This is a genomic window from Phenylobacterium sp. NIBR 498073 (genome assembly GCF_027286305.1).
In the GTDB taxonomy this organism is placed as follows: domain Bacteria; phylum Pseudomonadota; class Alphaproteobacteria; order Caulobacterales; family Caulobacteraceae; genus Phenylobacterium.
The window spans coordinates 2,347,392-2,372,550 of record NZ_CP114599.1; the positions used below are offsets into that span (position 1 = coordinate 2,347,392).

28 protein-coding genes are annotated in these 25,159 nt (G+C 69.4%); 15 read left to right on the plus strand and 13 right to left on the minus strand.

Going from position 1 to position 25,159, the window contains the following annotated elements; genetic code table 11:
- Positions 1–16 precede the first annotated feature (16 nt).
- Positions 17–430 carry a hypothetical protein gene (locus tag O4N75_RS11705; protein WP_269625728.1) on the minus strand — a complete coding sequence of 138 codons (414 nt, stop codon included), beginning with the start codon at positions 428–430 and terminating at the stop codon, positions 17–19.
- Positions 431–565: 135 nt separating this feature from the next.
- On the opposite strand from O4N75_RS11705, the gene O4N75_RS11710 reads away from it, so the two are divergent.
- The 3 genes from O4N75_RS11710 to O4N75_RS11720 all read left to right on the plus strand — a co-directional run bounded on the left by O4N75_RS11710 (position 566) and on the right by O4N75_RS11720 (position 2,683).
- The gene (locus tag O4N75_RS11710) at positions 566–1,447 is read left to right on the plus strand and encodes a YicC/YloC family endoribonuclease (RefSeq protein ID WP_269625729.1); all 882 of its coding nucleotides are present in this window, start codon (positions 566–568) and stop codon (positions 1,445–1,447) included.
- A gap of 102 nt (positions 1,448–1,549) precedes the next feature.
- The gene (gene gmk / locus O4N75_RS11715) at positions 1,550–2,206 is read left to right on the plus strand and encodes a guanylate kinase (RefSeq protein WP_269625730.1); all 657 of its coding nucleotides are present in this window, start codon (positions 1,550–1,552) and stop codon (positions 2,204–2,206) included.
- Positions 2,207–2,365: 159 nt separating this feature from the next.
- Positions 2,366–2,683 carry a hypothetical protein gene (locus O4N75_RS11720; RefSeq protein WP_269625731.1) on the plus strand — a complete coding sequence of 106 codons (318 nt, stop codon included), beginning with the start codon at positions 2,366–2,368 and terminating at the stop codon, positions 2,681–2,683.
- Between the two features lie 52 nt (positions 2,684–2,735).
- Here the strand turns inward: O4N75_RS11720 and O4N75_RS11725 are convergent, their stop codons facing one another.
- Both O4N75_RS11725 and pncB read right to left on the minus strand, forming a co-directional pair.
- The gene (locus O4N75_RS11725; RefSeq protein ID WP_269625732.1) at positions 2,736–3,074 is read right to left on the minus strand and encodes a hypothetical protein; all 339 of its coding nucleotides are present in this window, start codon (positions 3,072–3,074) and stop codon (positions 2,736–2,738) included.
- A 325-nt stretch (positions 3,075–3,399) separates the two neighbouring features.
- Positions 3,400–4,704: a nicotinate phosphoribosyltransferase gene (pncB, locus tag O4N75_RS11730; protein WP_269625733.1), complete on the minus strand. Its 1,305-nt coding sequence runs from the start codon at positions 4,702–4,704 to the stop codon at positions 3,400–3,402.
- Positions 4,705–4,751: 47 nt separating this feature from the next.
- On the opposite strand from pncB, the gene O4N75_RS11735 reads away from it, so the two are divergent.
- The 7 genes from O4N75_RS11735 to O4N75_RS11765 all read left to right on the plus strand — a co-directional run bounded on the left by O4N75_RS11735 (position 4,752) and on the right by O4N75_RS11765 (position 8,960).
- Positions 4,752–5,189, plus strand: a complete 438-nt coding sequence (locus O4N75_RS11735; RefSeq protein WP_269625734.1) for an SRPBCC domain-containing protein — start codon at positions 4,752–4,754, stop codon at positions 5,187–5,189.
- A 44-nt stretch (positions 5,190–5,233) separates the two neighbouring features.
- Positions 5,234–5,608 (plus strand): YbaN family protein, encoded by a 375-nt coding sequence (locus O4N75_RS11740; RefSeq protein WP_269625735.1) that lies wholly within the window; start codon positions 5,234–5,236, stop codon positions 5,606–5,608.
- 48 nt (positions 5,609–5,656) lie between these two features.
- The gene (locus O4N75_RS11745; protein ID WP_183769845.1) at positions 5,657–5,839 is read left to right on the plus strand and encodes a DUF3606 domain-containing protein; all 183 of its coding nucleotides are present in this window, start codon (positions 5,657–5,659) and stop codon (positions 5,837–5,839) included.
- Positions 5,840–5,845: 6 nt separating this feature from the next.
- Positions 5,846–6,613 carry a sulfite exporter TauE/SafE family protein gene (locus O4N75_RS11750; RefSeq protein WP_269629364.1) on the plus strand — a complete coding sequence of 256 codons (768 nt, stop codon included), beginning with the start codon at positions 5,846–5,848 and terminating at the stop codon, positions 6,611–6,613.
- Positions 6,614–6,673: 60 nt separating this feature from the next.
- Positions 6,674–7,141, plus strand: a complete 468-nt coding sequence (locus O4N75_RS11755) for a hypothetical protein (protein WP_269625736.1) — start codon at positions 6,674–6,676, stop codon at positions 7,139–7,141.
- Positions 7,142–7,232: 91 nt separating this feature from the next.
- Positions 7,233–8,153, plus strand: a complete 921-nt coding sequence (locus tag O4N75_RS11760; RefSeq protein ID WP_269625737.1) for a hypothetical protein — start codon at positions 7,233–7,235, stop codon at positions 8,151–8,153.
- Between the two features lie 18 nt (positions 8,154–8,171).
- Entirely contained in the window at positions 8,172–8,960 is a 789-nt protein-coding gene (locus tag O4N75_RS11765; protein WP_269625738.1) for an SDR family oxidoreductase, read from the plus strand.
- Here O4N75_RS11765 and rsmA read toward each other — a convergent pair.
- The gene (gene rsmA, locus O4N75_RS11770; RefSeq protein WP_269625739.1) at positions 8,957–9,781 is read right to left on the minus strand and encodes a 16S rRNA (adenine(1518)-N(6)/adenine(1519)-N(6))-dimethyltransferase RsmA; all 825 of its coding nucleotides are present in this window, start codon (positions 9,779–9,781) and stop codon (positions 8,957–8,959) included. The genes O4N75_RS11765 and rsmA overlap by 4 nt on opposite strands.
- A 125-nt stretch (positions 9,782–9,906) precedes the next feature.
- On the opposite strand from rsmA, the gene O4N75_RS11775 reads away from it, so the two are divergent.
- Complete coding sequence (locus tag O4N75_RS11775) at positions 9,907–10,350, plus strand: LytTR family DNA-binding domain-containing protein (protein ID WP_269625740.1); 444 nt, start codon at positions 9,907–9,909, stop codon at positions 10,348–10,350.
- On the opposite strand, the gene O4N75_RS11780 is transcribed toward O4N75_RS11775, so the two are convergent.
- Positions 10,347–11,156 (minus strand): hypothetical protein, encoded by an 810-nt coding sequence (locus O4N75_RS11780; RefSeq protein ID WP_269625741.1) that lies wholly within the window; start codon positions 11,154–11,156, stop codon positions 10,347–10,349. The genes O4N75_RS11775 and O4N75_RS11780 overlap by 4 nt on opposite strands.
- Before the next feature lie 107 nt (positions 11,157–11,263).
- Between O4N75_RS11780 and O4N75_RS11785 the strand changes: the two genes are divergently transcribed.
- From O4N75_RS11785 to mtnN, 3 genes are read left to right on the plus strand one after another with little or no spacing between them, the layout of a single operon-like run.
- Positions 11,264–12,301: a flagellar hook-length control protein FliK gene (locus O4N75_RS11785; RefSeq protein ID WP_269625742.1), complete on the plus strand. Its 1,038-nt coding sequence runs from the start codon at positions 11,264–11,266 to the stop codon at positions 12,299–12,301.
- Positions 12,298–12,570, plus strand: a complete 273-nt coding sequence (locus O4N75_RS11790) for an EscU/YscU/HrcU family type III secretion system export apparatus switch protein (protein ID WP_269625743.1) — start codon at positions 12,298–12,300, stop codon at positions 12,568–12,570. The genes O4N75_RS11785 and O4N75_RS11790 overlap by 4 nt, the downstream gene beginning before the upstream one ends.
- A 20-nt stretch (positions 12,571–12,590) precedes the next feature.
- The gene (gene mtnN, locus O4N75_RS11795) at positions 12,591–13,316 is read left to right on the plus strand and encodes a 5'-methylthioadenosine/S-adenosylhomocysteine nucleosidase (protein WP_269625744.1); all 726 of its coding nucleotides are present in this window, start codon (positions 12,591–12,593) and stop codon (positions 13,314–13,316) included.
- On the opposite strand, the gene greA is transcribed toward mtnN, so the two are convergent.
- From greA to lptF, 8 genes are all read right to left on the minus strand, one after another.
- Positions 13,313–13,792 (minus strand): transcription elongation factor GreA, encoded by a 480-nt coding sequence (greA, locus tag O4N75_RS11800; protein WP_269625745.1) that lies wholly within the window; start codon positions 13,790–13,792, stop codon positions 13,313–13,315. The two genes, mtnN and greA, sit on opposite strands and share 4 nt — an antisense overlap.
- Positions 13,793–13,804: 12 nt before the next feature.
- A complete protein-coding gene (locus O4N75_RS11805; RefSeq protein WP_269625746.1) occupies positions 13,805–14,419 on the minus strand; it encodes a class I SAM-dependent methyltransferase in 615 nt (204 codons plus the stop codon).
- The gene (locus O4N75_RS11810) at positions 14,419–16,239 is read right to left on the minus strand and encodes a DUF885 family protein (RefSeq protein ID WP_269625747.1); all 1,821 of its coding nucleotides are present in this window, start codon (positions 16,237–16,239) and stop codon (positions 14,419–14,421) included. Before O4N75_RS11810 ends, O4N75_RS11805 begins: the two co-directional genes overlap by 1 nt.
- Positions 16,240–16,300: 61 nt before the next feature.
- Positions 16,301–17,317 carry a 4-hydroxythreonine-4-phosphate dehydrogenase PdxA gene (pdxA, locus tag O4N75_RS11815; protein ID WP_269625748.1) on the minus strand — a complete coding sequence of 339 codons (1,017 nt, stop codon included), beginning with the start codon at positions 17,315–17,317 and terminating at the stop codon, positions 16,301–16,303.
- Positions 17,314–18,660: a peptidylprolyl isomerase gene (locus O4N75_RS11820; RefSeq protein WP_269625749.1), complete on the minus strand. Its 1,347-nt coding sequence runs from the start codon at positions 18,658–18,660 to the stop codon at positions 17,314–17,316. The genes pdxA and O4N75_RS11820 overlap by 4 nt, the downstream gene beginning before the upstream one ends.
- Before the next feature lie 58 nt (positions 18,661–18,718).
- Positions 18,719–21,028, minus strand: a complete 2,310-nt coding sequence (locus O4N75_RS11825; protein WP_269625750.1) for an LPS-assembly protein LptD — start codon at positions 21,026–21,028, stop codon at positions 18,719–18,721.
- A gap of 157 nt (positions 21,029–21,185) precedes the next feature.
- Entirely contained in the window at positions 21,186–22,289 is a 1,104-nt protein-coding gene (locus O4N75_RS11830; protein WP_269625751.1) for an LptF/LptG family permease, read from the minus strand.
- A complete protein-coding gene (gene lptF / locus O4N75_RS11835; RefSeq protein ID WP_269625752.1) occupies positions 22,286–23,431 on the minus strand; it encodes an LPS export ABC transporter permease LptF in 1,146 nt (381 codons plus the stop codon). Before lptF ends, O4N75_RS11830 begins: the two co-directional genes overlap by 4 nt.
- 154 nt (positions 23,432–23,585) lie before the next feature.
- On the opposite strand from lptF, the gene O4N75_RS11840 reads away from it, so the two are divergent.
- A complete protein-coding gene (locus tag O4N75_RS11840; protein WP_269625753.1) occupies positions 23,586–25,061 on the plus strand; it encodes a leucyl aminopeptidase in 1,476 nt (491 codons plus the stop codon).
- Positions 25,062–25,159 lie beyond the last annotated feature (98 nt).

Consider the following 25,159-nt stretch of genomic DNA (forward strand, 5'->3'; position numbering starts at 1 on the left):
GCGCTTGCGGCCCGCGCTAGCTGCGCGGGTCGCGGCGCGCCCGGAAGACTGGCAGCACGGCGGCGTACAGCAACAGGGTGGGCGTGATCCAGGCCGCCGTGCGCTCATCGGGTCTGGCCAGATCGGCAGCGAAGAACCGGCGGAAGAAGGTCAGCTCGATCGCCGCCAGGACGAACAACATCAGCACCGCCCCGACGCCGACCGCCAGCCGTGACGGGATCGTGGGCGAGATCGCGAAGGCCCGGACCGCAAACCCCGCCCAGGGCAGCAGAGCGAAGGCGACGATCAGCGCGCCGGCGATTTGGCCGAACACCGGCTCGACCCCGACCAGGTCCACCAGATCCCGAACCAGCCGCGCCACGCCGAGTGAAGTGAACAGGGCGCAGAAGTAGATCGCGGCGGCGCCGGCGACTTGTCTGAAGGCGCCCATGGTCGTCTCCGTCTTGTCCGGCTTGCAACTTGACGCTGAAGCGGCCGATGAGTCGACGATAGATGTCCATTTGGGTTGGCTTCGCGGTTCGAGCGCCGTGTAGACTTCGCGGATTGTGCAGCTTCGAGGGCTTCCATGCCGCTATCTGGAATGACGGGATTCGGCCGGGCCGAGGGCGCGGTGGGGGACTGGACCTGGGCGGTCGAGGCGCGTTCGGTCAACGGCCGGAACCTCGAGGTCCGCTTCCGCGGCCCGCCGGGCTTCGACCAGTTGGATCGCGCTGCGCGCGACGGGGCCCAGGCGCGGTTCGCCCGCGGCCAGGTGAACGTCGGCGTGCAGGCCAAGCGCACCGACAGCGGCGTCGAGATCCGCATTAATGAGGGGGTTTTGGCCCGCTACCTGGCGATGGGCGAGGGGCTGATCGCGGCGGGCCGGACCGGGCCGCCGAGCCTGGACGGACTGCTGGCGCTGCGCGGGGTGATAGAGGCGGCCGAAGGCGACGACGATCCGGAGGCCCAGGCGGCGCTGCAGGCGGCCATCGCGTTGTCGATCGGCGCGGCGCTGGAGGCGCTGGCCGCCTCGCGCCGGGAGGAAGGGCTGGCTCTGACCGCCGTCCTGATCGGTCTGGTCGACAAGATCGAGGCCCTGGTGGGCGAGGCCCAGGTTCTGGCCGACGGGCAGCCGGCGGCGATCAAGGACCGCTTCGCGCGGCGAATGGCTGAACTGATCGGCGAGGCCGCCGGCGAGGACAAGATCGTCACCGAGGCCGCCGCCATGGCGGTGAAGGCCGACGTCCGAGAGGAACTGGACCGCCTGCGCGCCCACGTGGAGGCCGCCCGCGGCCATATCGTCGCCGAAGGGCCGCAGGGGCGGCGGCTGGACTTCCTGACCCAGGAGTTCATGCGGGAGGCCAACACCCTGTGCTCGAAATCGGCGCTGGGGGCTTTGACCACGGTCGGCTTGGAGCTCAAGGCGACCATCGAGCAGTTTCGCGAGCAGGTGCAGAACGTCGAGTAGTCGGGGTTGGCGGCCAAGGGGCCCTCATGTTGCGCATCGAGCCCCTTCCGCTGAAAGGCTAGTATCTGTTAAGCGGCGCTCCGAACGTGCGAAGAGTGACGAATGACTGACGGACACGACCACCCCAGGCCTTGGGAAACCACCCGCCGGGGGATGATGCTGCTGGTGTCCTCGCCGTCGGGGGCGGGCAAGACCTCGCTGTCGCGGCGGCTGGTGGCCGACCACAGCGACCTGATGCTGTCGATCTCGTGCACCACGCGGGCGCCGCGTCCGGGCGAGGAGGAAGGGCGCGAGTACTACTTCGTCGATCGCCCGACCTTCGACGCGATGATCGCGCGCGGCGAGTTCCTGGAATGGGCCGACGTGCACGACAACCGCTACGGTACGCCCAAGGCGCCGGTGATGGCGGCGCTGGAGGCCGGCAAGGACGTGCTGTTCGACATCGACTGGCAGGGCGCCAAGCAGGTGGCCGACGCCGCGCCCGCCGACAGCGTCCGGGTGTTCATCCTGCCGCCGTCCTGGGAGGATCTGTCGCGCCGGCTGCACGCCCGGGCCCAGGACAGCGAAGAGGTCATCCAGAAGCGCCTGGTAAAGGGCAAGGACGAGATCGAGCACTGGCGGCTCTACGACTACGTCATCGTCAACAAGAACTTCGATCGCGCCTATGCCGACCTCGGGCACATCTACCGCTCGGAACGGATGAAGCCGGGCCGCAACCCGTGGCTGCCCGGGTTCGTCGAGGGCCTGCTGGCGGAGTAGGCCGCGCCAGGCCGTGTGACCCCAAGGCGTTCACAGGAATTCGCCGCCTGTAGACGCCTCTTCTGTTCAGGGATCCGCCGACTCTTCCGATGCTGGCCGTTCGCCGCTCTCCTGCGAGTTGGGAAGGCGTCGCCGGAATCAACCCAGACGGAGTCGCGCATGTCTTCCTGTTCTGCTTTTGTTCTGCCGCTGGAGGCGAACATGACGGATGAGAACTGGAGCGACGTGCAGCGCGAGCCGCTGCTGGCTTGCGTGGGATTGGATCGGCACCTGGTGGCGCGCTGCGCCTCGCCGGGGTGCGCGCGGGCCGCGCCATGCGACCCGAGTCATTGGGTGGCCCAGGGCTTGGGGGGATTGCCGCTGCGGGCCTTCACCGATCGCATGCGCTGCGTCTGCGGCGGCCGGCGGGCGCAACTGACTGTGGCGGCCGGGCCGTTGCCGGATCGCGCGGGCGGCGACGTCTACGTCTTCCGCTAGGCGGGAAAGACGAGCGCGCCCCGGCTGGAGCCCGAGGCGCGCCCGCAGCGCTCTATTTCTTCAGCATCGCCTGCAGTTCGGCTGCCGTGGCGTTGATCGTCGCCGAGCCGTCGGCGATCGCCAGCTTGCTGGTTTCGACCGCGAAGGTATCGGCGCCCATCTTGATCGTCGCGACCTGCTGGCCGGCGGCGTCGGGCTTCACTTCGGTGACGGTGCCGATGTTGGCGCCGGTCTTGTCCTTGACGGTCGCGCCGACGGCCAGGGTCGCGGCGGTGGCGCTGGCGTCCTTGGCCGGCGGAGCGGTCGGCTCAGAAGCCGCGTCTTGAGCGAAGGCCGGAGCGGCGAGGGCGAGGGCGAGGGCCGCAGCCCCGTAGGTGAGGATGGAACGCATGAGGTCTCCCGTACATCTGTGAGGCCTCCCCCGAGGCGTTCTCAAGCTGCGGGCGCAATTCGGCGGTCAAACGACCACGATAAGGCATTATCGTGTCATGGGTACGATCACAGTGGCCAGCATATGTGGTCATTGGGCATATTATTATAGGATTGGGTATGATTCTAACCCGCGCTCCGCGAGGGAGCCGGTTGGATCGACGCTTGGCCTGATTTTGCCGTCTCCACGCGCAGCGCCTGCGCTCGGAACAACCCCGGAGACAGTTGAGAAAAGCGCGTCGATCCCGGTTTGGTTGCGGACCGGGGTGTGGCGCTTTGGCGCAGGGCTAGACGCTGACCGGGTGCGCGTGGCGGCCGGCTTCGCCGAAGATGCGGAGGTAGCGGGTGATCTCGGCGGGATCGCCGGTGGCTTTCTCGGGGTTGTCCGACAGCTTCACAGCGGGGCGCCCGTTGGCGTCGGTGACCTTGCAGACCAGCGAAATGGGGTCGAGGGCCTCGCCGCCGCCCGGCAGGCAGCCCTTGAAGTCGTTGGTCAGGTTGGTGCCCCAGCCGAAGCTCATCCGCACGCGGCCGGTGAAGTGGCGGTGGGCCTCCTCGATCGAGTCGATGTCCATGCCGTCGGAGAACACCAGCAGCTTCTCGCGCGGGTCGCGGCCCTTGGCCTTCCACCAGGCGATGATCTCCTCGCCGCCTTCGATCGGCGGGGCGCTATCCGGGCGAAAGCCCGTCCAGTCGGCGACCCAGTCGGGGGCGTCGGCCAGGAAGGCGCGGGTGCCAAAGGCGTCGGGCAGGGCGACCAGCAGATTGCCGCCATAGGTGCGCCGCCACTCATCGAGCACGCGATAGGGCGCGGCGCGCAGCTCCTCGTCGGTCTCGGCCAGGGCGGCGGCGACCATGGGCAGCTCGTGGGCGTTGGTGCCGATCGCCTCGAGATCGCCATCCATGGCCAGCAGCACGTTGGAGGTGCCAAGCACGGCGTCGCCCAGCCCTTCCTTCAGCGCCTCGACGCACCAGCGCTGCCAGAGGAAGGAATGGCGGCGGCGGGTGCCGAAGTCGGAGATCAGCAGGCCGTCCAGCTTGCGCAGCCGCTCGACCTTCTCCCAGAGCTTGGCCTTGGCGCGCGCGAAGGTGATGTCGAGCGCAAAGCGCCCCTCTCCGCGCAGCACCGCCCGGGTGCGCAGTTCGTTGATGATCGCCAGGGCCGGGATCTCCCACATGGTGGTGTGGGTCCAGGGGCCGTGGAAGCTGAGCTCATACTGGCCGTCGCGCTTGGTGAGCTCGTAGGGCGGCAGGCGGAAGTCGGCGAGCCAGGCGATGAAGCCCGGTTTGAACATCTGGGTCTCGCCGTAGAACGTGTTGCCCGCCAGCCAGATCAGCTCTTTCTTCGAGAATGAAAGAGTGCGGGCATGGTCGAGCTGGGCGCGCAACTCGCCTTCGTCGACGATGTCGGCCAGGCGCACGTGGCGGCTGCGGTTGATCAGCGAGAAGGTGGCCTGGACGTCCGGGTGCAGGCTCCAGATCAGTTGCAGCATCAGCAGCTTGTAGAAGTCGGTGTCCAACAAGCTGCGGATGATGGGGTCGAGCCGCCAGCCGTGATTGTAGGTCCGCGTTGCGAGGTCGGTGAGCGCCATGGCGCGACAATGGCAGCCCCTGCGCGGTTTGCGAATATAGTCGCGCCATGCATCAGATCCGCGCCGAGTCGATTGTTCCGGCCAGCCCCGAGCAGGTGTGGGCGGTGCTGGCCGACTTCGCCCGCTATGGCGAGTGGAACCCGCTGAACCTGGAGGTCGACGGCGAGGCCAAGGTCGGGACCAGGGCGCGGATGGTGTTCCGAAACCTGGCGGGGCAGGGCGTCATCCGCCAGACCGTACGTATCGTCGCGGCAGAGCCCGGGCGGGAGCTGGCCTGGTCGGGACATGTGCCGCTGCTGTTCGCGGGTCGCCACGGCTTCCTGCTGACCCCGCACGCGGACGGCACGCATGTGCTGCACACCGAACTGCTGGGCGGGTTGTTGCCCGCGACCTGGAGCAAGGCGAAGATCGCACGCGACTTCGTCCCGGCATACGAGGCGGTGAACCTCGCCCTGGCCGAACGGCTTGTCGATTTGGCCGACTGACCCCCTATCGCGACGGCTGTTTTTGAGAGAAATTCTCAATTGGCATGACGCGCGCGCTTTATCTGGTTCTGGGGTTGGGGTTTACGGGTCTGGGCATCGCCGGGGCGTTCCTGCCGCTGCTGCCGACCACGGTGTTCCTGATCCTGGCAGCGGGCTGCTTCGCCAGGTCCTCGCCGCGGCTGGAGGCCTGGATCCTGAACCACAAGCAATTCGGGCCGCTGGTGCGTGACTGGCGCGCGCACGGGGCGATCCCGCGCAAGGCCAAGGTCCTGGCCTGCGCCGGCATGGCGGGCGGGTTCGTGATCTTCTTCCTGTCGGCGCACCCGGCGACTTGGCTGGCGCTGGCCGTAGCTGGGGCGCTGGGCCTGTGCGCGGCCTTCGTGGTCAGCCGGCCGAGCGGATCGCGGCCGGGCGGGTAGGCGCCGCGCCGCGGACTTGATAGGCCAGGGCCGATCACGGAGGCGATCATGGCCGAACCCAAGGGCAAGCGGGATTTCCGCGACAACGTGCGGCTGGACGTGCGCGAACGTCACGAGGTGGCGTTCTGGGCCAAGCGCTGGGGCGTCAAGCCCGAGCAGGTCATCGCCGCGCACCGCAAGGTCGGACATAACGTCAAGGACATCGCCGCCGAACTCGGCAAGCGGAAGTAATCCCCGCTGCTGACCGATCCCTTCTTCTACGCCGTAGCGATCCCGGCGGTGATCCTGCTGGGCCTGGCGAAGGGCGGGTTCTCCGGCATCGGGGTCATCGCCGTGCCGATGATGGCGCTGGCGATCTCGCCGGTGCTGGCGGCTTCGATCACCCTGCCGATCCTGATCGTGCAGGATGTGGTCAGCGTCTGGTCGTTCCGCAAAACCTGGGACAAGGGCGTGCTGGCGGTGATGCTGCCGAGCGCGGCGGGCGGAATCGCGCTCGGCTACTCGCTGGCGGCGTTCGTGAAGCCTGGGGCCGTGGAACTGGCCGTTGGCGCGGTCTCGATCGTCTTCGCGCTGATGCGGCTGTGGGCCGAGCGGGGCTCTGCCCCGGCCAAGCCGGCCAAACCCGAGAAGCTGCCCTGGCGTGGGGTGCTGGCCGGCGTCGTCGCTGGTTTCACCAGCCAGATCGCCCATGCCGGCGGACCGCCGTTCCAGATCTATGTCATGCCCAAGAACCTGCCGCGCGACGTGTTCATCGGCACCAGCGCGATCTTCTTCGCGGTCGTGAACTGGATGAAGGTCCCGGCCTACTGGGCGTTGGGCCAGTTCACGCGCGAGGCGCTGATGACGGCCCTGGTGCTGCTGCCGCTGGCCATCGCCTCGACCGCGGCCGGGGTCTGGCTGGTGCGGCGGGTTCCGGCCGGGAATTTCTACCGGATCATCTATGTCCTGCTGATCGCCGTCGGCGCGAAGCTGGCCTGGGACGGGGCGGCCTCTCTCCTTGGCTAGCGCCTTACGAGCGCCCATATCGGCTGCTTAAGCTGCCGTGCGCTTGGAGGCGCCTTCAGCATGCGTACGCGTACCCTTTTGACGGCTTGCGCCGCACTCGCCCTGATCGCCGGCGTCGCCCAGGCCCAGGAGGCGATGAGCACCGCCGGCGCCACGGGAATCGCCCCCTCGGAAATCAACCTGGCCGCGGCCGAACCGGCGGCTGCGGCCGTTACCGCTCCGCCGGCCGAGACGCTCGACACTGCCGAACAGATCAAGCGCTGGCTGGCCGACTCGCCTGCCGCTGGGCCTGAGGAGACGTATGGCGAGGGCGTGCGGCTGCCGCGGGATCGCCAGATCCACGGCGAGGTCGGTGTCGCGGTCGGTACGGGCGGCTATCGCAGCGGCTACATCACCAGCGTCATGCCGATCGGCGAGACCGGAACCCTGGCCCTGACCATCGGCCAGGAGAAGAATGGCTATCGCCCCTACTGGGGCGCCGGGCGGCCCTACGGCGCGTTCGACTACGGCTATGGCCAGGGACGCTGACGCGGTTCAAACGGTTGTTTGAGGCGAGGGGGCGTGGCTCTATAGGAGGCTGAGCGCCGCAGGGCGCCGCCGCCACAAGGAGGACGCCCCCATGAGCTTCGATACGCCCCTCAGCCTTGCCGGTCCGCTGCGCAAGCCGCTGCAGATGCTGGCCGATCAGGAGTATGGCGGGCACTCCTCGATCCACGATGACGCCATGGCGGAGAAGCTCGGCTTCCGGGCCGGGCCGATCGAGGGGCCGACGCACTTCAGCCAGTTCCAACCGCTGCTGGCCAAGATTTGGGGACAGCGCTGGTACGAGAGCGGCTGTATCTCCTCCCACTTCCTGAACATGGTCGTCGAGGGCGAGGAGGTCCGCGCCTTCGCCCAGATCCCCGCGGAGGGCGCGACTCGGACCCGTGTCTGGGCCGAGAAGGCGGACGGGACCCCAGTGCTGGAGGCCAGCGCGAGCGTCGGTCCGCAGACCGAGCCCAGCCTGCTGGAATCGCGCATGGCGGCGCTGCGCCCGCCCGGAAAGCTGTTGATCCTTGAGGACCTGAAGGTCGGCATGAGCGGGGCGAAGGACGAGCGGGTGAAGATGGACGCCGACCAGAACATGGGCGCGCTCTATCCGTTCAGCCTGAACCAGAAGCTGGCCAAGATCACCGAGACCTCGCCCTGGTACTCGGACGGCGCGGCCTCGCCCTGGGGCCGGGCGATCATCCCGTTCGAGATGCTGAGCGTGCTGTTCGAATATTCGAGCCGGGAGGCGGCGTTCCCGGTCAAGGGGCCGGCGGTCGGGCTGTTCGCCGACCAGGAGATCAAGCTGCTCGACGGGCCGCTGTTCGTCGGCGAGGAATACGTCCTGCGGCGCGAGATCGTCGCGCTGGCCGAGAGCAAACGCACCGAATCCTACTGGGTGCGCACGCGGGTGTTCGACGCCAAGGGTGAGAAGCAGGTCGCCCAGATGCTGCTGAACCATGCCAGCCTGAAGCATTCGTATGCCGGCTACGCCGACGCCGCCCAAGCCTGATCAAAAGGACGCTCATCGATGGAACTGAAGGACAAGGTCGTCGTCGTCACCGGCGGCGCCGAGGGGATTGGCGCGGGCCTGGCGCGCCGCTTCGCGCGCGAAGGCGCCAAGTCGGTGATCGTGGCCGACCGCAACGGCGAGGGCGCCGCGGCGGTCGCCAAGGAGATCGGTGGCGAGGCGGTGACGCTGGACGTCAGCGATGGCGCGGCGGTGGCGGCGATGGTGGCGGACATCGAGGCGCGCCATGGCGGCATCGATCTCTTCTGCTCCAATGCCGGCGTCGGCGACGGCGATCCGGACAAGCAGAGCGCCGCCTCCTCGCCGGACGCGGTGTGGAACCGGGCCTGGAACGTCAACGTCATGGCGCACGTCCATGCGGCGCGGGCGGTGATCCCGGGCATGCAGGCGCGGGGCGGCGGCTACCTGCTCAACACCATCTCGGCAGCGGGTCTGCTGTCGCAGATCGGCGGGGCGGTCTACTCGACCACCAAGCACGCGGCGGTCGGCTTCGCCGAGTCGCTGGCCATCACCCACGGCGACCAGGGCATCAAGGTCTCGATTCTGTGCCCGCAGGGCGTGGACACGGCGATGCTGCGCCAGGGGGATTCTGCCTCGCAGCCACAGAACCTCGACGGGGTGCTGACCCCGGACGACGTCGCTGAGAGCGTGGTTCAGGGGCTGGCTGCCGAGAGCTTCCTGATCCTGCCGCATCCGGTCGTGCTGACCTACATGCAGCGCAAGACGGCCGACTACGACCGCTGGATCGGCGGCATGCGGCGGCTGCGGGCCAAGATGTTCGGCGGCTAGGTTGCGATCAGCGCGTCGGCGAGCGCCAGGAAGCCCGGGATGTCGATCGTTTCGGCGCGGGCTTCCGGCGCGATGCCGGCCGCCTCGCAGAGTTCGGCTCCGCCGAGAACCTTGAGACTGGAGCGCAGCATCTTGCGGCGCTGGCCGAAGGCCGCGGCGGTGACCCGCTGGAGCGCGTCGAGGCGCTCGCTCGCCGGGCGGTCGGCGCGCGGCGTCAGGCGGGCGACCGCCGAGGCGACCTTGGGCGGCGGAGTGAAGGCGCGGGCCGGCACGTCCATGACCACCGCGGTATGGCTGGTCGCCTGGGCGATGACCGAGAGCCGGCCATAGGCCTCAGAGCCGGGCTCGGCGGCGACCCGGTCGGCGACTTCCTTTTGGAACATCAAAGTCATCGAGGCGGGCGTGAAGGCGCCTGTCAGCCATTTGATCAGCAGCGGCGTGCCGACGTTGTAGGGCAGGTTGGAGACGATGTGGGCGGGTGCGCCGGCGGCGACCGCGGCCTCATCGGTCTTGAGCGCGTCTTCCAGCCGGACGGTGAGCGCTCCGCCGGAGGCGACTGAGAGTTCCTCAAGCAGCGGAGCGAAGCGGGGGTCGGCCTCGACGGCGGTGACCCTGGCCCCGGTCTCGAGCAGGGCGCGGGTCAGGCCGCCAGGGCCCGGGCCGATCTCGATGACATGGTCCCCGGCGCCGACCTCGGCCAGGCGGGCGATCTTCCGCGTGATGTTGAGGTCGAGCAGGAAGTGCTGCCCGAAGCTCTTCTTGGCCAGAAGATCGTGCTCGGCGAGGGTTTCACGCAGGGGCGGGAGCTGGTCGAGGGTCATCGCAGCCGCAATAGCAGGCGCCGGGCGCGAAGGGCAGAGGGGCGGCCTCGTTCGAACGGGGGAAGCGGCGCCCGCCGCGGAATCGCTAGCGTGCGTGCAAGCAGTTGGAGCAGGGACACGCGACGATGGGACTGGCGTTCGTGGGGGGCGAGGCGGGGGCGACGGAGATCTCGCCGAACGGGCGCGGGCCGTGGCCTGTGGCGGCGGGAGCGTGCGTCTGTCAGGCGTGCGGCTACGAGACGGGGCTGTGGGTCGCCGACCGGACCGGCCACGTGCGAGTGGCGATCAGCCAGATCCAGCGAATCGAGGCGGCCAAGGACTATGCGATCATCCACGCCGCCGGGCGCCGGCACATCCTGCGCATCACGATGAGCGAGCTCGAGGCGCGGCTGGATCCATCCCGGCTGATGAGGGTTCGGCGCTCGGCCTTCGTACGGCTGGACGCCGTGCGGCGGGTGACGCGGGCCGGGCGCAGCCCGATGCAGCTGTATCTCGAGGACGGCGCGCTCGTCGATGTAGGGCCGACCTACGCCAAGGCGGTGATGCGGGCGCTGCGGCTGACGGGCTAGGGGCGTTTCGGCGTCAAGGCGTGAAGTCGCTGATAGAGGGCGTTCGCCGCCTCGTCCTTCGGGGCGATGGCCCAGGCCTGGGCGGCGCAGGCGAAGGCGCGTTCCAGGTGCTCGGCGTTGCGGCGCTGGGCCTCGAAGAGATCGGCGTGCGCGGCGCCTTCCATGAGCGCGACGATCGCCCGTTGGCGCTCGTCCAAGGGTTGGCGGGCGAAGCGCAGGTCGGCCAGGGTGGCCAGCGAACCGCGCGGGTCCTTGGCCTCACGTTGGAACCGGGCGAGATGGACGGCGATGTCGCCCTGCGGCCAGGCGCCGGCCGCGATGGCGGCGTCACGCCAGCCGCCGGCGATGGCGACCCCCGCGCTCCAGGCTCCGCAGCGTTTCAGCGCCTTGGCGCGGACATGGCGGACGTCCCGGTCCGGCGTCTCGCCGGCGCGGTGGGCGCGGACCGCCTCCAGGATGACGAACAGATCCTCGCGCGAGGCCGGGCGCTGCGGAACCAGGTCGCGGATCTCGTCGAAGGCGGCGTTCTCCTCACGCTGGCTGGGCGGGGTCGCCGCCTCGACCGCCGCCCGCAGTAGCGCGCTGGGCGCCACGACGCCGTCGGCGAGCCTGGCGAACGGGATCGCGCGCGGCCCGCTGGCCGATGCATAGGTGATCCGACGGCGCGGAAGATCGACCGCCGTTATCGCGAGCAGGTCCTCGCAGTCGCCGTCGTCAAAGCCGCAGCCGACCAGCAGATCGACCGCGGTCTCGGGACTCTCGAGCCAGCGGACGATGTCGGCGCCGGCGATGTCCGCGTCCCCCATTGGAATCTCCTGGTTCATCGATCGACTGGCCATAGGTCGGGCGATCTTAAGCCGAGCTTCACTCCCGGCCGGTAACATGTCGGCAACTATTGGCAGGTGAGTGACCCGTGTCGATCACGCCGATCCAAGGTCCGCTGGCGCCCCAGGTGGTGATTCCGGTGACGCCGGTGCGGCCGGTGATTCCGGTGACGCCCCCGGCTGCGCCTTCCATCGACATCGATCCTGGCCAGGTGCAATCGCAGATTCTGGCCCAGACCGCGCAGCAGGCGGCGGCGCGCCAGGGCGGGTTGGCCCCTTTGATGGCGGACCTGACCCAGGCGGCGCGCAATCCGGCGCTTCCCGGCCCCGTCCGTTCGGCTGCGGCGCAGGTGCTGGCTCAGGCGACCCCGTTCGACGCAAGGATCGGCGGCGCGGACGTCGCCAAGGCGCTGTCGCAGTCCGGTCTGTTCCTGGAAGCCAGGCTGGCCGTGGCGCCGCAGGTTTCGCCGGTGGGCCAGGACATGAAGGCCGGGCTGCTGGTGCTGCGACAGGCGCTGGGAGCCTGGCTCGCGGGCGCGCCGCGGGCGCCGGACGCCAGAGCCCCTGCGCGCACCCCGCCGCCGCCCTATCGCGCGGGCGGGCCGCGGGCCCAGCCGGCCGCTGCGCCCAGCCTGCCGGCGGACGCGGCGCCCAGCCAGATCGGCCAGCGGTTGCTGGCCGAGACCGAGAGCGCGGTAGCCCGCCAGGAACTGCTGCAGATCGCCTCGCTGCCGGCCGGCGAGGAGCACCCGGTCGAGGCGCAAGTGACCCGCTGGATGTTCGAGATGCCGTTCACGACCCCGCAGGGCGCGGCGGTTGCGCAGTTCGAGATCAGCCGCGACGGCCGCGGCAAGGGTGGCGAGGCCCAGCCGACCTGGAGGGCGGCGTTCTCGCTGGACATCGAGCCGCTGGGGCCGATCCACGCGCGGATCTCGCTGGCCGGCGGCCAGGCGATCGTCGGGCTGTGGGCCGAGCGCGAGAGCGGGCTGGCGCAGCTGGAGGCTGGGCGCGACCTGCTGGGCGCGGCGCTGGCCCGGGCCGACTTCCGGGCCGAGATCGCCGTCCATGCGGGCGCGCCTCGGCTCGCCGAACCACAGGCCGGCACGCTGGTGGACCAGACGTCATGAGCCAGGAGCCGCGCAAGACACTGGCGGTGGCGCTGACCTACGACGCCCCGCGCGCGCCGCGGGTGGTGGCCAGCGGCCGCGGCGTGATCGGCCAAAAGATCATCGAGACGGCCCAGGCGCATGGCGTGCCGATCCAGCAGAACGCCGTCTTGGCGGAAGCGCTGTCGACCATCGAGCTGGAGACCGAAATCCCCGAGCGGCTCTATGTGGCGGTCGCCGAGATCCTGGCCTTCGTGCTGCGCACGGCCGAGGAGGGGCAGGCCCGCTGAGGTCGTGCTAAGCGGAGCGCATGCACGCGATCCTCTGCGCCACCCCCGAAGAGATGGACGCCCTGCGCGGGGTCCTGCACGCCGATCTACAGCCGGAAGTCCACGGACCGACCCGGGTCTGGCGCGCCCGCTATGGCGACGAGCCGGTCGTGCTGGCGCAGGCCGGGATCGGCAAGGTCAATGCGGCCGCCGCCGCCACCCTGCTGCTGGCGGGGTTCGGGGCGCGCAGCCTGATCTTCTCCGGAGTAGCCGGCGGTCTGAATCCGGCGCTGGGGGTCGGCTCTGTGCTGTTGGCCGATCGGCTGGCGGTGCACGACTACGGCATCGTCACGGCCGGCGCCTTCACGCCGACAGCTTATGGCGTGATTCCGGTCGGCGCCCCGGTGCTGTCTGCGCCCGAGCCGGTCGATGCGGCGGTGCGAGTGGTGCTGGCGCGGCTGGCCGGGGCGATGGCCGGGCGGCTCGACGCGCGGCTGGGCGGGGTGGTGACCGCCGACTACTTCCTCAACTGCCCGGCGACGCGGGATGAGCTGCATGCGCGGCCGGGGGCCGACGCCATCGACATGGAATCGGGCGCGGTCGCCGTCGTGGCTCGGGCCTGGAACACTCCGCTCTATGTGATCCGCACGCTGTCGGACCTGGCGGGCGAGGACAGCCACCTGACCTATGACGAGATGGTCGAGGCTGCCGCGGCGAACTCAGCCGCCTGCGTCGAGGCGCTGCTGGGTCTGCTGGCCGAGGGCTAGGCGACGGCGACCACCTCGACCTCGGCGCCGTTGACGTCGGCCAGGTCGCCGACGGTCTTGCCTAGCAGGGCGCGGGCCAGGGGCGAGATGTAGGACACCGAGCCGCCGACGGGATCGGCCTCGTCCTCGCCGACGATGGCGTAGGTCTGGCGGCGACCGTCCTCGCGTTCGAAGGTGACGCTGCGCCCGAACTGAACCGTATCAAGCGAAAGATCCGGCTCGACCAGCTGGGCGCTGGCGCGTCGGGCGCCGTAGTAGCGTAGGTCGCGGGTGGCCCTGGCCATCGCGGTGCGGTCGGCGTTGACGTCGCCGCTGGCCTGGGCGGCGTTGTAGGCCGCGCGTGCCTTGGCGAGTTCCTCGTCGAGTTGGCTGAGGCCCTTGGCGGTGACCAGGTTCGGGTGCGGGGAGATCGGACGGTCCGGCAGGTCCGCAGCGGCGGACTCGCTGTCCTCCTCCTTGGTGAAGGCGACGCTCATGGGGTCATTATCTCAGGCGGCGGCGGTCATGAAAACGTCGTAGCGCAGGGTCTTGCCGATGATCTGGTGCGACGGCGCGCGCAAGCCCGGCATCGGCGGGCCCTTTCGAGGCCACTTCAGCACGACGCGCCTGCCGGCGCAGGCCAGGGCGGCCTGCATCAGTTCGAGTTGGTCAGGATCGGTCCCGACGAGGTCGCGCAGCAGGCGCATGTCCTTCTTCACCAGGGCGCTGGAGGTGCGCTCGGGATGCATGGGGTCAACGACGACCACGTCGGGGCGAAGGGTCGGCAGGATCAGTCGCGCGTCGCCGTGCATCAGAGTCATGCGGGCGACGACCTCGGCGGTTTTCGGGTCTGCGGCGGCGGCCTCCAGTCCGGCGGCCAGTCGGGCGTGGACGTGCGGCGAGCGTTCGATCAGCGTCACGTGGGCGCCGAGCGAGGCCAGCAGGAAGGCGTCGCGGCCAAGGCCCGCGGTGGCGTCGACGACGCTGGGCGTGACGCCCTTCACGAAGCCGGCGGCGCGCGGCAGGTCTTGTCCCCGGCCGCCGCCGAACCGGTGGCGATGGCCGACCGCGCCGCCGACGAAGTCGATGGTCAGCTCGCGGGCGAGGTCGGCCGGATCGCTCATCAGCGTTGGGACACCGTCCACTGGTCGACCACACGTTCCAGCACCGCCAGCGGCAGCGAGCCGCCGAGCAGCACCGCGTCATGGAAGCCCTTGATGTCGAACTTCGGGCCGAGGGCCGACTTGGCCCGGGTGCGCAGGCGGTCGATCTCCGTATGGCCGATCTTGTAGCCGCAGGCCTGGCCCGGCCAGACCACGTAGCGGTCGATCTCGTTTTCGGCTGCGCCCATGGGCAGGCCGACGGTGTCGCGCATGTAGGCGATGGCCTGCTCGCGGCTCCAGCCCTTGCCGTGGATGCCGGTGTCCAGGACGATCCGGGCGGCGCGGTAGAGGAACGACTGCAGCCAGCCGATGCGGCCGGCCGGATAAGCGTCGTACATCCCCAGCTCGTCGCCGAGCTGCTCTGCGTAGAGCCCCCAGCCCTCGCCATAGGCGGTGAAGCCGATGTTCTTGAACAGCATCGGAGAGGCGCCGGCCTCCTGGACCAGGGCGCCGTGGAACAAGTGGCCGGGCACCGCCTCGTGATAGGTGAGGGTGGGCAGCGCCCACTTCGCCCACTCGGTCGTGTCGCGCAGGTTGATGTAGTAGGTGCCCGGCCGCGAGCCGTCGAGCGAGCCGCTTTCGGCATAGCCGCGCGGGGCGCCGATCTCGATGGCCGGCGGCACGCGGCGGATTTCCATCCCGCCCTTGGGGATGGTGTTGAACACCTTCGGCGCGGCGGCTTTCACGGCGGCCATCTGGCGGTTGAGCTCGGCCAGTAGGGCTTCGCGGCCGGCGTCGGTGTTCGGGTAGAACTGGGCCGGATCCTTGGCGAAGGCGTCGAGGCGGGCGGCGACCGTGCCCTGGGTCAGGCCCTGGGCCTTCAGCAGCGGGTCGAGGCGGGCGGTGAGGTCGGCGACCTGCTCCAGGCCGATCTTGTGGGCGGCGTCGGGCGTCAGGTCGGTCGTGGTGTGGAAGCGAAGCGCGTACTCGTAATAGGCAGCCGTGATCTGCTGGCGTGAGACGGTGGCGTCATGCACGGCGGTGCGGCGCTGGGCGCTCAGCAGCTCGATCTGCTGGCCAAGGGCCTGGGCGACGGGACCGTCGACGATGGCGGCGGCCTTGGCGCCCCAATCGGTTCCCAGCCCTTTGTCGGCAGCGCGGCGGCCGAGCGAGGCCGCCAGGCCCGAAGTCTCGCCCTTCTGCGCGGCCAGGGCGTTCATCTGGGCCAGGGCCTTGTCGAGAATGAAGTCCGGGGGCACGAGGCCCTGGGCGGCGTTCTCTTTGGTCCGAGCGGTCTCGTCGTTCATCGCCTTGGCGAAGTCGTTGAGCCGCGCGAGGTAGGCGTCGGCGTCGGCCTTGGTCTCGATCACATGCTTGGTGTCGAGGGCGTCGGGGACCTTCTGGTAGCAGCCGGTCAGCTGGCTGAGCACATAGGGAACCGGATAGTCATAGGAGTCGACCCCGACGAAGGCGAAGCGCGCGCCCTCGGCGCAGCGGTCGGCGTACCAGCTGACGGTGTCGTACTCGGTGACGGCGCGGCCCGAGAGCTGTGAGCGGTCGATCGCCTTCAGCGCCGGGCGGGCGTCGATCAGCGGCTGGAACGAACCCATCCGACCGGCCTGGGAACGGTCGCCGACCCGGGACTTCAGCGGCGCGCGGGCGTCCTTGTCGAGGCCCAGACCCGAGGCGTTGAGCGGGTCGGCGGCCAGCATGCCTTCGAAGATCTGGTCGTAGAGGGCGAGCGCCGGAGCCGGGGCCTCGGCGGTCCTGGCGCGGGCGGGCAGAGCTCCGAGGCTCGCAGCGCTGGCCGTGGCGGCGAGCAGGTGGCGACGATTGAGCATGGATGGAAACTCCCCCGGACAAGAACGGGGCAAGAGGCCACGGGCCGAGGGAGTCGGCAAGTCAGGCGGCGCGGTGGCCTGCGATCTCGGCGGCCATACGGATGGCTGCGATCAGGCTGTCGGGACGGGCGAGGCCGCGTCCGGCGATATCGAACGCCGTGCCGTGATCGGGCGAGGTGCGAACGATCGGCAGGCCGAGGGTGACGTTCACGCCGCCCCAGAAGTCCAGCATCTTCACCGGGATCAGCGCCTGGTCGTGGTACATGCAGACCGCGGCGTCGAAACGGGCGCGGGCGGCCTCGTGGAACAGGCTGTCGGCGGGGGTCGGGCCGCTGGCGGCGACGCCTTGGGCGCGCAGGGCCGCCACTGCGGGCGCGATGATCTCGACATCCTCGCGGCCGATGGTCCCGTCCTCGCCGGCGTGGGGGTTGAGCCCGGCCACCGCCAGCCGCGGCTCGGCGACGCCGAAGTCGCGGCGCATGGCCTGGGCGGTGACGAGACCGGCGTTCACGATCGCCTCGACGCTAAGCAGGGCTCCGACCTTGGAGATCGGTTCGTGGACGGTGACCAGCGTGGTGCGCAGGCCGGGTACGGCCAGCATCATGATCGGGCCCCGCGCGCCGTCATAGGCCGCGCCGGCGGTCAGTTCGCCGAGGAATTCGGTATGACCCGGAAACCCGAAGCCGGCCGCGTAGAGCGGCGCCTTGGCGATCGGGGCGGTCACGACGCCGCTGACCGCGCCCGACAGGGCCAGCCCGACCGCGGTCTCGATCCAGCGGATGATGGCCGGCGCCGCGGTCGGGGACGGCTGACCGGCGATGACCGGGCTGCGCAGCGGAATGTCCAACACCGGCAGAGCCTCGCCGAACACCGCGACGGCCTCCTTGGGCGTGGTCACCCGACGGACGGTTCGCATGCTGGCGCCCGACGCCGAAGCCACCGATTGCGCGTCGCCGACCACCATGAAGGCGGGGCCCTCGCGCCGCAGCTGGTTCCAGGCCTTCACGACGATCTCCGGACCGACCCCGGCGGGGTCGCCCAGGGTCAGGGCGAGCGGCGGCTGGTCGGGCGGGGTCACCGGGTCTCGATCGTCGCCGACGTCCGCAGGTCGCGCATGTAGCGACGAGCGATCATGCTGAGCTGCTGGCCGTAGAGCCGGCTCTCGATCTGCTCGGTCGTCAGGCTCTCGGCGCCGCCGGCCCGCTTGCTGCAGACCGCCAGGATATGGAGGCCGGCGTTGGTGCGGATCGGGCCGGAGACCTGGCCGGCCTCCAGGCTCTCGATCGCCTGGCGGAAGGCCGGCGCAAGGTCCTTGATCTCGGTCTCGCCGAGGTCGCCGGCGACCACGCCGTTGACGCGTCCGGCCTTGGCCTCGATGTCGCCGCAGCCGGTGACCTGGCCGCGGACGGTTTCGAGCGTGGCGGTGGCGGCCGCGACCTGGGCGTCGGTCGCGCTTTGCGGCAGCGCGACGGCGGCCTGCTTCAGGTGGACGACCGAGGCGCTGGCGCCCGAGCGCTTATCGCGCAGGAAGATGATATAGACCCCGTCGCGCACGGCGATCGGCTGCGACAGCTGGCCGGGGCGCATCTGGTCGAGCGCAGCGTCGACCTCGGGGGCCATCTCGCCGGCGGTCACCCAGCCGGCGTCGCCGCCGTTGGCCGCGGTCGCCGAGGCCGAGAACTGGCGGGCGACGGCCGGGAAGGGCGCGCCCTGCTGCATCTGGGCGATCAGCTGAGTGGCGCCGTTGACGGCGGTGTCCATGCCGCCGACGCGGTTGGCGTCGATGAACACTTCGCTGATCTGGTACTGAGGCTTGGAGGCGGCGGCGGCCATGCGCTGCTGCACGGCCTTGACCTGGTCCTCGCCGACCCGCAGGCGCGAGCCGTAGCGGCCGCGGATCCAGCGCTGCCAGCTGACCTGGGCGCGGACCTGGTCGCGCAGGGTGGCGACGCCGATGCCCTGGCCGGCAAGCGAATTGGTGAATTGCTCGAGCGACATGTTGTTGTTGCGGGCCATGTCGGTCAGCTCTTCGTCGACCTCGGCGGAGTCGGCGATGAGCGAAATCTTCTGCTCCTTCTCCTGGCGGCGGAGCTCCTGGATCTGCAGGCGCTCGTCCACCAGCGAGACCAGGGCCTCGCGCTGGAACTGGGCGATGTTCTGCTGCGTCGGCTGGATGCCCGAGGTGGCGATCAGCAGCCGCATCCGTTGAGCCAGATCGTAGGTCGAGATGATGTCGTCGTTGACGACCGCGGCGACCGATTCCGACAGGCCGCGCGGCGCGGCGGGCGCCGGCGTAGCCGCGGCCGGGGCCGCGGCGGGGTCCTGAGCGAACGCGTACTGCGGAGCCGCAGCAGCGGCGAAGGCGGCGGCCAAGGCGACGCCGCGCGCCGCAAGGCCCGTGACTTTACGCGCGCGGATCATGGATGAGGTCTTCCTTAGCGTAGCCGTAGCGGGCGGCGCCTCTGGGCGGCCGCGGTTGTCAGTTGCCATATATCGGTTCGCCCAATGTGGCGAGGGTTAGGCGGAACCCGACGGACTCCGTCGCGCCCAGGCGATTACCGATGGCGTCTTCGCGTCGATAGTAGACGTCCAAGCGCAGGCATTCGTCGCGATAGGCCACCCCGATGTCGCGGACGACCCAGGCGTCGGCCTGCAGATCGCGGTTGCCGTAGGCGGTTAGCGACCAGTTCTTGGTCAGGTAGACCTCGCCGCCGAGATCGAAGTTCTCGACCCGGCCGTTGGGGTCGGTGGCGACCGGGCTGGAGCGATCGCGCAGATATCGGACGTAGCCGAAGCCCCACTTGGAATTGACGTTGGCCCCGGCCTCGGCGCGGGCGATGTCGAAATCCTCGGAATCAAGCCGGGCGCGGGTGAACAGGGACAGCCCGCGGACCGGCTCGGCCGAGGCCGCGACGATCCAGTCGGACGACTGGGAGCGCAGGCCGCTGGCCGCGGAAAAGACGTCGTTGTCCTCCGTGCGCAGCGAGCGGCCGATCAGCAGGCTGGCGCGCCGGCCGTCGTCCCACAGGATCGAGGCCCGTCCACCGACATTGGCCCGCAGCCCGTCTTCGTAGAGGTCGTAGCCGGGGAACTTGTTCGGACGGAAGAGGTTCGTCTCGTCGAACTCGAAGGCGAGGCTGTCCTCGTTGAGATAGACCGGCGCGCCCGAGGCGTCATAGCCGAGCACGACCTGTTTGACATCGGGTGAAAGCGCAACCTGAACGATCGGCTCAAGAACTGCCGTGAAGCTCTTGTAACGCTTGAAGAAAGGATAGCTGACATCAGCGCCGGCGACGCCCAGGCCGCGCATCAGGCTGTCCGAGCGCGAGCCGTTCGACACCATGCCCTGCAGGTTGTCGTCGATCGAGTAGGCGTCGACCCGGGCCTGCACGTAGGGCGACACCACGATGCCGGCCTTGGTGACGAAGGTCGTGCGCCAGTCGACCTCGCCGGTGGCGCGGGCGCTGTCGAGGCCGTCGAGGCGCTGCGGCGGCGCGTTCAGCGGAGACTGATCACGGGTCAGGGCCACGGCGCTGGCGCGGACGCGCAGGCGGCCGCCCATCACGGCCGGTTCGGCCTCCCACCGGGATTCGATCAACGGCGCGACGATCGGGAAGGTCCGGTCGTTGTCGTCCGGACGCAGGCCCTGGATGGTGAAGGCGGCGGCCGAGAAGTACGAGCGTTGATCCTCGCGGATCGTGTAGACCTGACTGATCAGGCGGCGGTCGTCGGCGACATAGGGACCGCGCGCCTCGTAGACGCCGCCGATGTCGTACTTGTCGAACAGCAGGTCGTCCGAGGTCCGTTCGGCGGTGAAGCCCCAGCGCCACTTGTCGTTGATGGCGAAGGCGCCGGACGCCAGGATGTAGCTGCGCGAAGTCTCGTCGCCGCTCTGCCCCTGGGGGGCGCCGATGTCGTCGTCATAGGTGTAGCCGAACCGCGCCTCGAGCCCGCCGGAGTAGAACCGCTTGCGCAGTTTGCCATTAAGTAGGGGGTTAACTTTCGTGTTGATTTGAGGGCTTAGCGTCAAATCCGCAGACGGCGACAGCACGAAGAGATACGGCTGTTCGTACGACACCCCGCGGCGATCCGAGAACGATATTTCCGGCGGCATCAGGCCGGACTTGCGCTCGGCCTGCGGGTCGGGATGCCAGAAGATCGGCAGGTAGATCAGCGGCACGCCCTTCACCTGGATAACGGCGTTCCGGTAGTAGACGAGCTGGCGCTGCTTATCCTGCACCACCTTGTCGGCCTTGATCGACCAGGTCGGCGACTTGGCGGCCTTGGTGTCGGGCGCGCAGATGTCGCACGGGGTGTAGATCGCGCGGTTCAGCTCATTGACGGTGTCGGAGCGGTGGACGGCGCTGGCGGCGGCCATCTTCACGTTCTGCTGCAGGCGCGATGAGAACCCGGTCGCGACGCCGGCCTTCATCTCGTCGTCGAGCACGATCTCGTCGGCGTATTGCACCGAGCCGTCGGCGTTGATGATCGAGGTGTCGCCGCGCGCCCGGATCAGGCCCTTGGCCTCGTCGTAGATCAGCTCCTGGGCATGCAGGGTGCGGCCCTGATAGCGGACCTCGACCTCGCCCTTGGCCGTGGTGATCTTGTTCTTGTCGTCACGGATGACAAGGTCGGCTTCCATGTAGAGCTGGCCAGGCGCCAGGCCGTCGGGCGAGGGCGGGGCGGCGCGCGCCGCCTCCTGCGCCTGGGCCGCGCCGCAGAACACCATCAGCGCCGCGCCCGCAAGCAGGCCGCGCTTGGCTGAGGCTGAACGCCTGCCGAGACTCATGAACTCCCCTCGCGCGGACCCTAGAGCGAAGCCCGATCCGATGAATCGGGCTTCGCTCAAGACTCCTTTGAACTGAAGCATTGTTCTGCCCCGAACCGGTGCCGGTTTCGGCGAAGGATGCTCCAGAGCGTGATGCATAGCCGGTCAGTCCGGCGATTCAACCGTCTTCGGTGTAGCAGAGCAGCGCAAGGCCTGACAGCAGCGCCACCAACGGCGGCGCCCAGGCGGCCGCGAACAGCGGGATGATGTCGGCGCCGGCCAGCGCGCCCGAGAACTCGTTGAAGAAGAAGACCACGAAACCGAGACCGACGCCCGCGCCGGCCAGGCCCGCCAGACCGCCCAGCCGCGCCAGCCGCAGCGAGAAGGCCGCCGCCAGGATCGACATGGCGGCGAACAGCACCGGCGTGGCGAGCAACTGCTGGAACCGAAGCCGGTAGCCGTTGCCGGAGAAACCGGCCTGCTCGGTCAGGCGGATGGCGTCGGGCAGACGCCAGAAGGCCACCGACTCCGGCGCGGCGTACCGTTCCATGGCCGATTCCGCGTCGAGCGTGGAGCGGATCGACAGCGAGTCGGAGCGCACGGAGCTTTCGCCCGCGCTGGCCTCGCGCACGTCGGTGAGCTTCCAGTAGCCCGGATAGAGCTGGGCCTCGGCCGCTTCCAGCCGGCGCTTGAACTCGGGGCGGCCGCCGCGGTCCTTCTGGTAGACGAAGACCGAGACCGAGCGCAGGCGCACGCGGCCCTGCTCGGTGTCTCGCTGCTTGGCGTGAATGACCATCTGGGTCCGTTCGTCGCCCTGGCGCAGCCAGACCTCCTTGGGCGCGTCGGTCAGGTAGTTTTCCATCAGGTTGGCGCGATCGGCCTCGTACCGGGCGCTGAAGGCGGCCGCCAGCGGGTTGAACACCAGCACCACGGCCACGCCGATCAGGAAGGCCACGGCCGCCGACGGCAGGATGAACCGCCAGGCCGAGACCCCGGCCGCCCGCATGGCGACCAGCTCCGAGCGCCGGTTCAGCCCGACATAGGCTGCGATGCCGCCGAACAGAAACACGAACGGCAGCAGCATCAGCACTACCGACGGCGCCTGTAGGAGGGTCAGGCCGAACAGCTGGGCGACGCCGACGTCGGCGCGCACAGCCACTTCCCGCGAGAGGTTGACGAAGGAGACCAGGATGATCACCGCCGAGATCACCGCCAGGGCCGCGCCGACCCCAGCCAGGGTGCGCCCCATCACATAGCGTTCGAGCTTGCCGGCGCCGATCATGCGGCGGCCTCCCCGTGACGGCTGATCCGGTGAGGTTTCAGGCGCATATCGATGAAACGCGAGACCTTTTCGCGGAAGACGCCGCGCAGGCCGACATAGATCGCAGCGACCGGCACCGCGTATTGCAGGACGTTCAGCCAGGCGGCCTCTTCGGAGGCGGCCTGGACGACGAAGCCAAGGATGCGGAAGCCGACCGCCACGGCGCTCATGATCGCGATGCGCCGGCCATAGCCCATGCGGCTGAAGCCGCCGCCGATGATGGCGGCGAAGGCCAGGGCCATCAGGGCGATGTTGTAGAGCGGGCTGGCGATGCGGTTATGACCTTCGGCCAGCAGCTTGAGCTGGTTGCGCTTTTCCCAGTCCTGGGTGAGGTCGGGGAACAGCAGTTCGTGCAGATAGCGGTCCGACGGCTTGAAGTGGATCAGCTCGTCGCTGCGCATGAACGGGGCCAGTTCATACGGATAGTCGTCGAAGGTCAGGTAGTTGAGGACGTCGGCCTTGTCGAACTCCTGCATGGAGCCGCGATGCATGGCCAGGACCGGCTTGCCGTTGCGCTTCTCAAGCCGGCCTTCGTCGGCGGTGTACGTGGTGGCGCCGCCGCCGTCCTTTTCCTGATGGATGAACAGGTTGTGGATCAGGCCGGTGGCGTCGACCGACTGGGCGTAGACGGTGAGGCCGGGGGCCGGATTGGTGAACTCGCCCTCTCGGATCAGCGTCGAGGCGAGGTCCGTGCGGACCTCGAACAGGGTCTCGCGCATCTCGCGCGCCGCCAGCGGCTGGATCCAGAGGTTCATGACCAGGGCCAGCAATGCGATCATCGCGGCCAGCCGCAGGCCGGGCGAGATCACCCGCCAGCGGCTCATCCCGCCGGCGAAGCAGACTACGATTTCCTGCTCGGTGTGCAGGCGATTGAGCGACACCAGGGCGGCGACGAACACGGCGATCGGCAGCACCATGTTGATCAGCTGCGGCATGGCCAGCAGCGTCACCTTCGCGAAGACGACGGCGCTTTGCCGCTGGCCGACGATGAGGTCCAGCGCCGACAGGCTCTGCGACAGCAGGGCGACAGCCGCCAGCGCGCCCGTGGCGAGCACGGTCGGTCCGAGGAGCTGGCGGAGCAAATAACGGTCGATCAGCAGCATGGGCAGAAAAGTGGGGTTCGCCGGGGATTTTGCGCGCCCTGGACGTGAACCTGCTCTAAATCATGCGTCGCCGCGTCACACAACCGCCGCAAGAACGGCCAAGCTTGCTAGCGAGATGGGCGTGGCCCCAATTTCTATTCGGAGTTCGAGACTGATGGAGATCGAGTTCATCGCGGCTGGCGCGGCGCTTCCCGAAAAAAGCGCCCTGGCCTTGGTGGTGTTCGAGGGCGCGGTGCTGGACGGCGCGGCCGGCCAGGCCGACGCCCAGGCCGGCGGAGCCCTGGCGCGCGCGGCGTCGGCGCAGCGGTTCACAGGCGCGAAGGGCCAGGTCCTGGACGTGCTGGGCGCGGCGGGCGGGGCGGGCCGCATCCTGCTGGTCGGCGCGGGCAAGAAGGACGGCTTTGACGACGTCGGCGCCGAGCACGCAGCGGCCAGCGCCTACAATGCGGTCAAGACTTCCGGGCTGACGACCCTGCGCGTGGAGCTGCCGGCCGGCGGCTCGGCGGCGCATGCGGCCCTGGGCGTGCGGCTCGCCGCCTACCGCTTCGACCGCTACCGGACCAAGGAGCCGGCGGACAAGAAGCCGTCGATCGCCAAGACCCAGGTCGTCGCGGCGGACGCCGACAAGGCGCTGGCCGCCTTCGCGCCGCTCGCCGCCCTGGCCGACGCGGTGGCGTTCTCGCGCGATCTGGTCTCCGAGCCGCCGAACGTGCTTTACCCCGCCGAGTTCGCGCGTCGCGTGAAGGCGCTGGAGAGCCTGGGCCTCGAAGTCGAGATCCTCGGCGAGGCCGAGATGGAAAAGCTCGGCATGGGCAGCCTGCTGGGCGTCGGGCAGGGGAGCACCCGTGAGAGCCAGCTGGCGGTCATCAAGTGGTACGGCGCGGCCGACAAGTCGGCCCAGCCGATCGCCTTCGTCGGCAAGGGCGTCTGCTTCGACACCGGCGGCATCTCGATCAAGCCGGCCGACGGCATGGAAGACATGAAGTGGGACATGGGCGGCGCCGGCGCCGTTGCGGGCCTCATGCACGTGCTGGCCGGCCGCAAGGCCAAGGTCAACGCCATCGGCATCCTCGGCCTGGTCGAGAACATGCCCGACGGCAACGCCCAGCGGCCGGGCGACGTGGTCACCTCGATGTCGGGACAGACCATCGAGATCATCAATACCGACGCCGAAGGCCGCCTCGTTCTGGCCGACGCCATCTGGTACTGCCAGGACCGCTTCAAGCCGAAGTTCATGGTCGACCTGGCCACGCTGACCGGCGCGATCATCATCAGCCTCGGCAACGACTATGCCGGCCTGTTCTCGAACAACGACGAACTGTCGGCTAACCTGCTGGCGGCCTCGGGCGCCGAGGGCGAGCCGCTGTGGCGCATGCCGCTGCCGGCCCAGTACGACAAGAACATCGACTCGATGATCGCCGACATGAAGAACACCGGCGGCCGTCCGGGCGGTTCGATCACGGCGGCGCTGTTCATCCAGCGCTTCGTCAACAACGTGCCGTGGGCGCACCTGGATATCGCCTCCACCGCCTGGAAGAAGCCCTCGACCGTCCCGACCATCCCGGACGGCGCGACCGGCTTCGGCGTGCGGCTGCTGAACCGCATGGTTCAGGACAAGTACGAGGGTTGAGGCTCGATCAGATCCTCCCCTTCTGGGGGAGGTGGATCGATGCGCAGCATCGAGACGGAGGGGGACTGCTCTCGCTCAGCAGAGTCAACGTCCCCCTC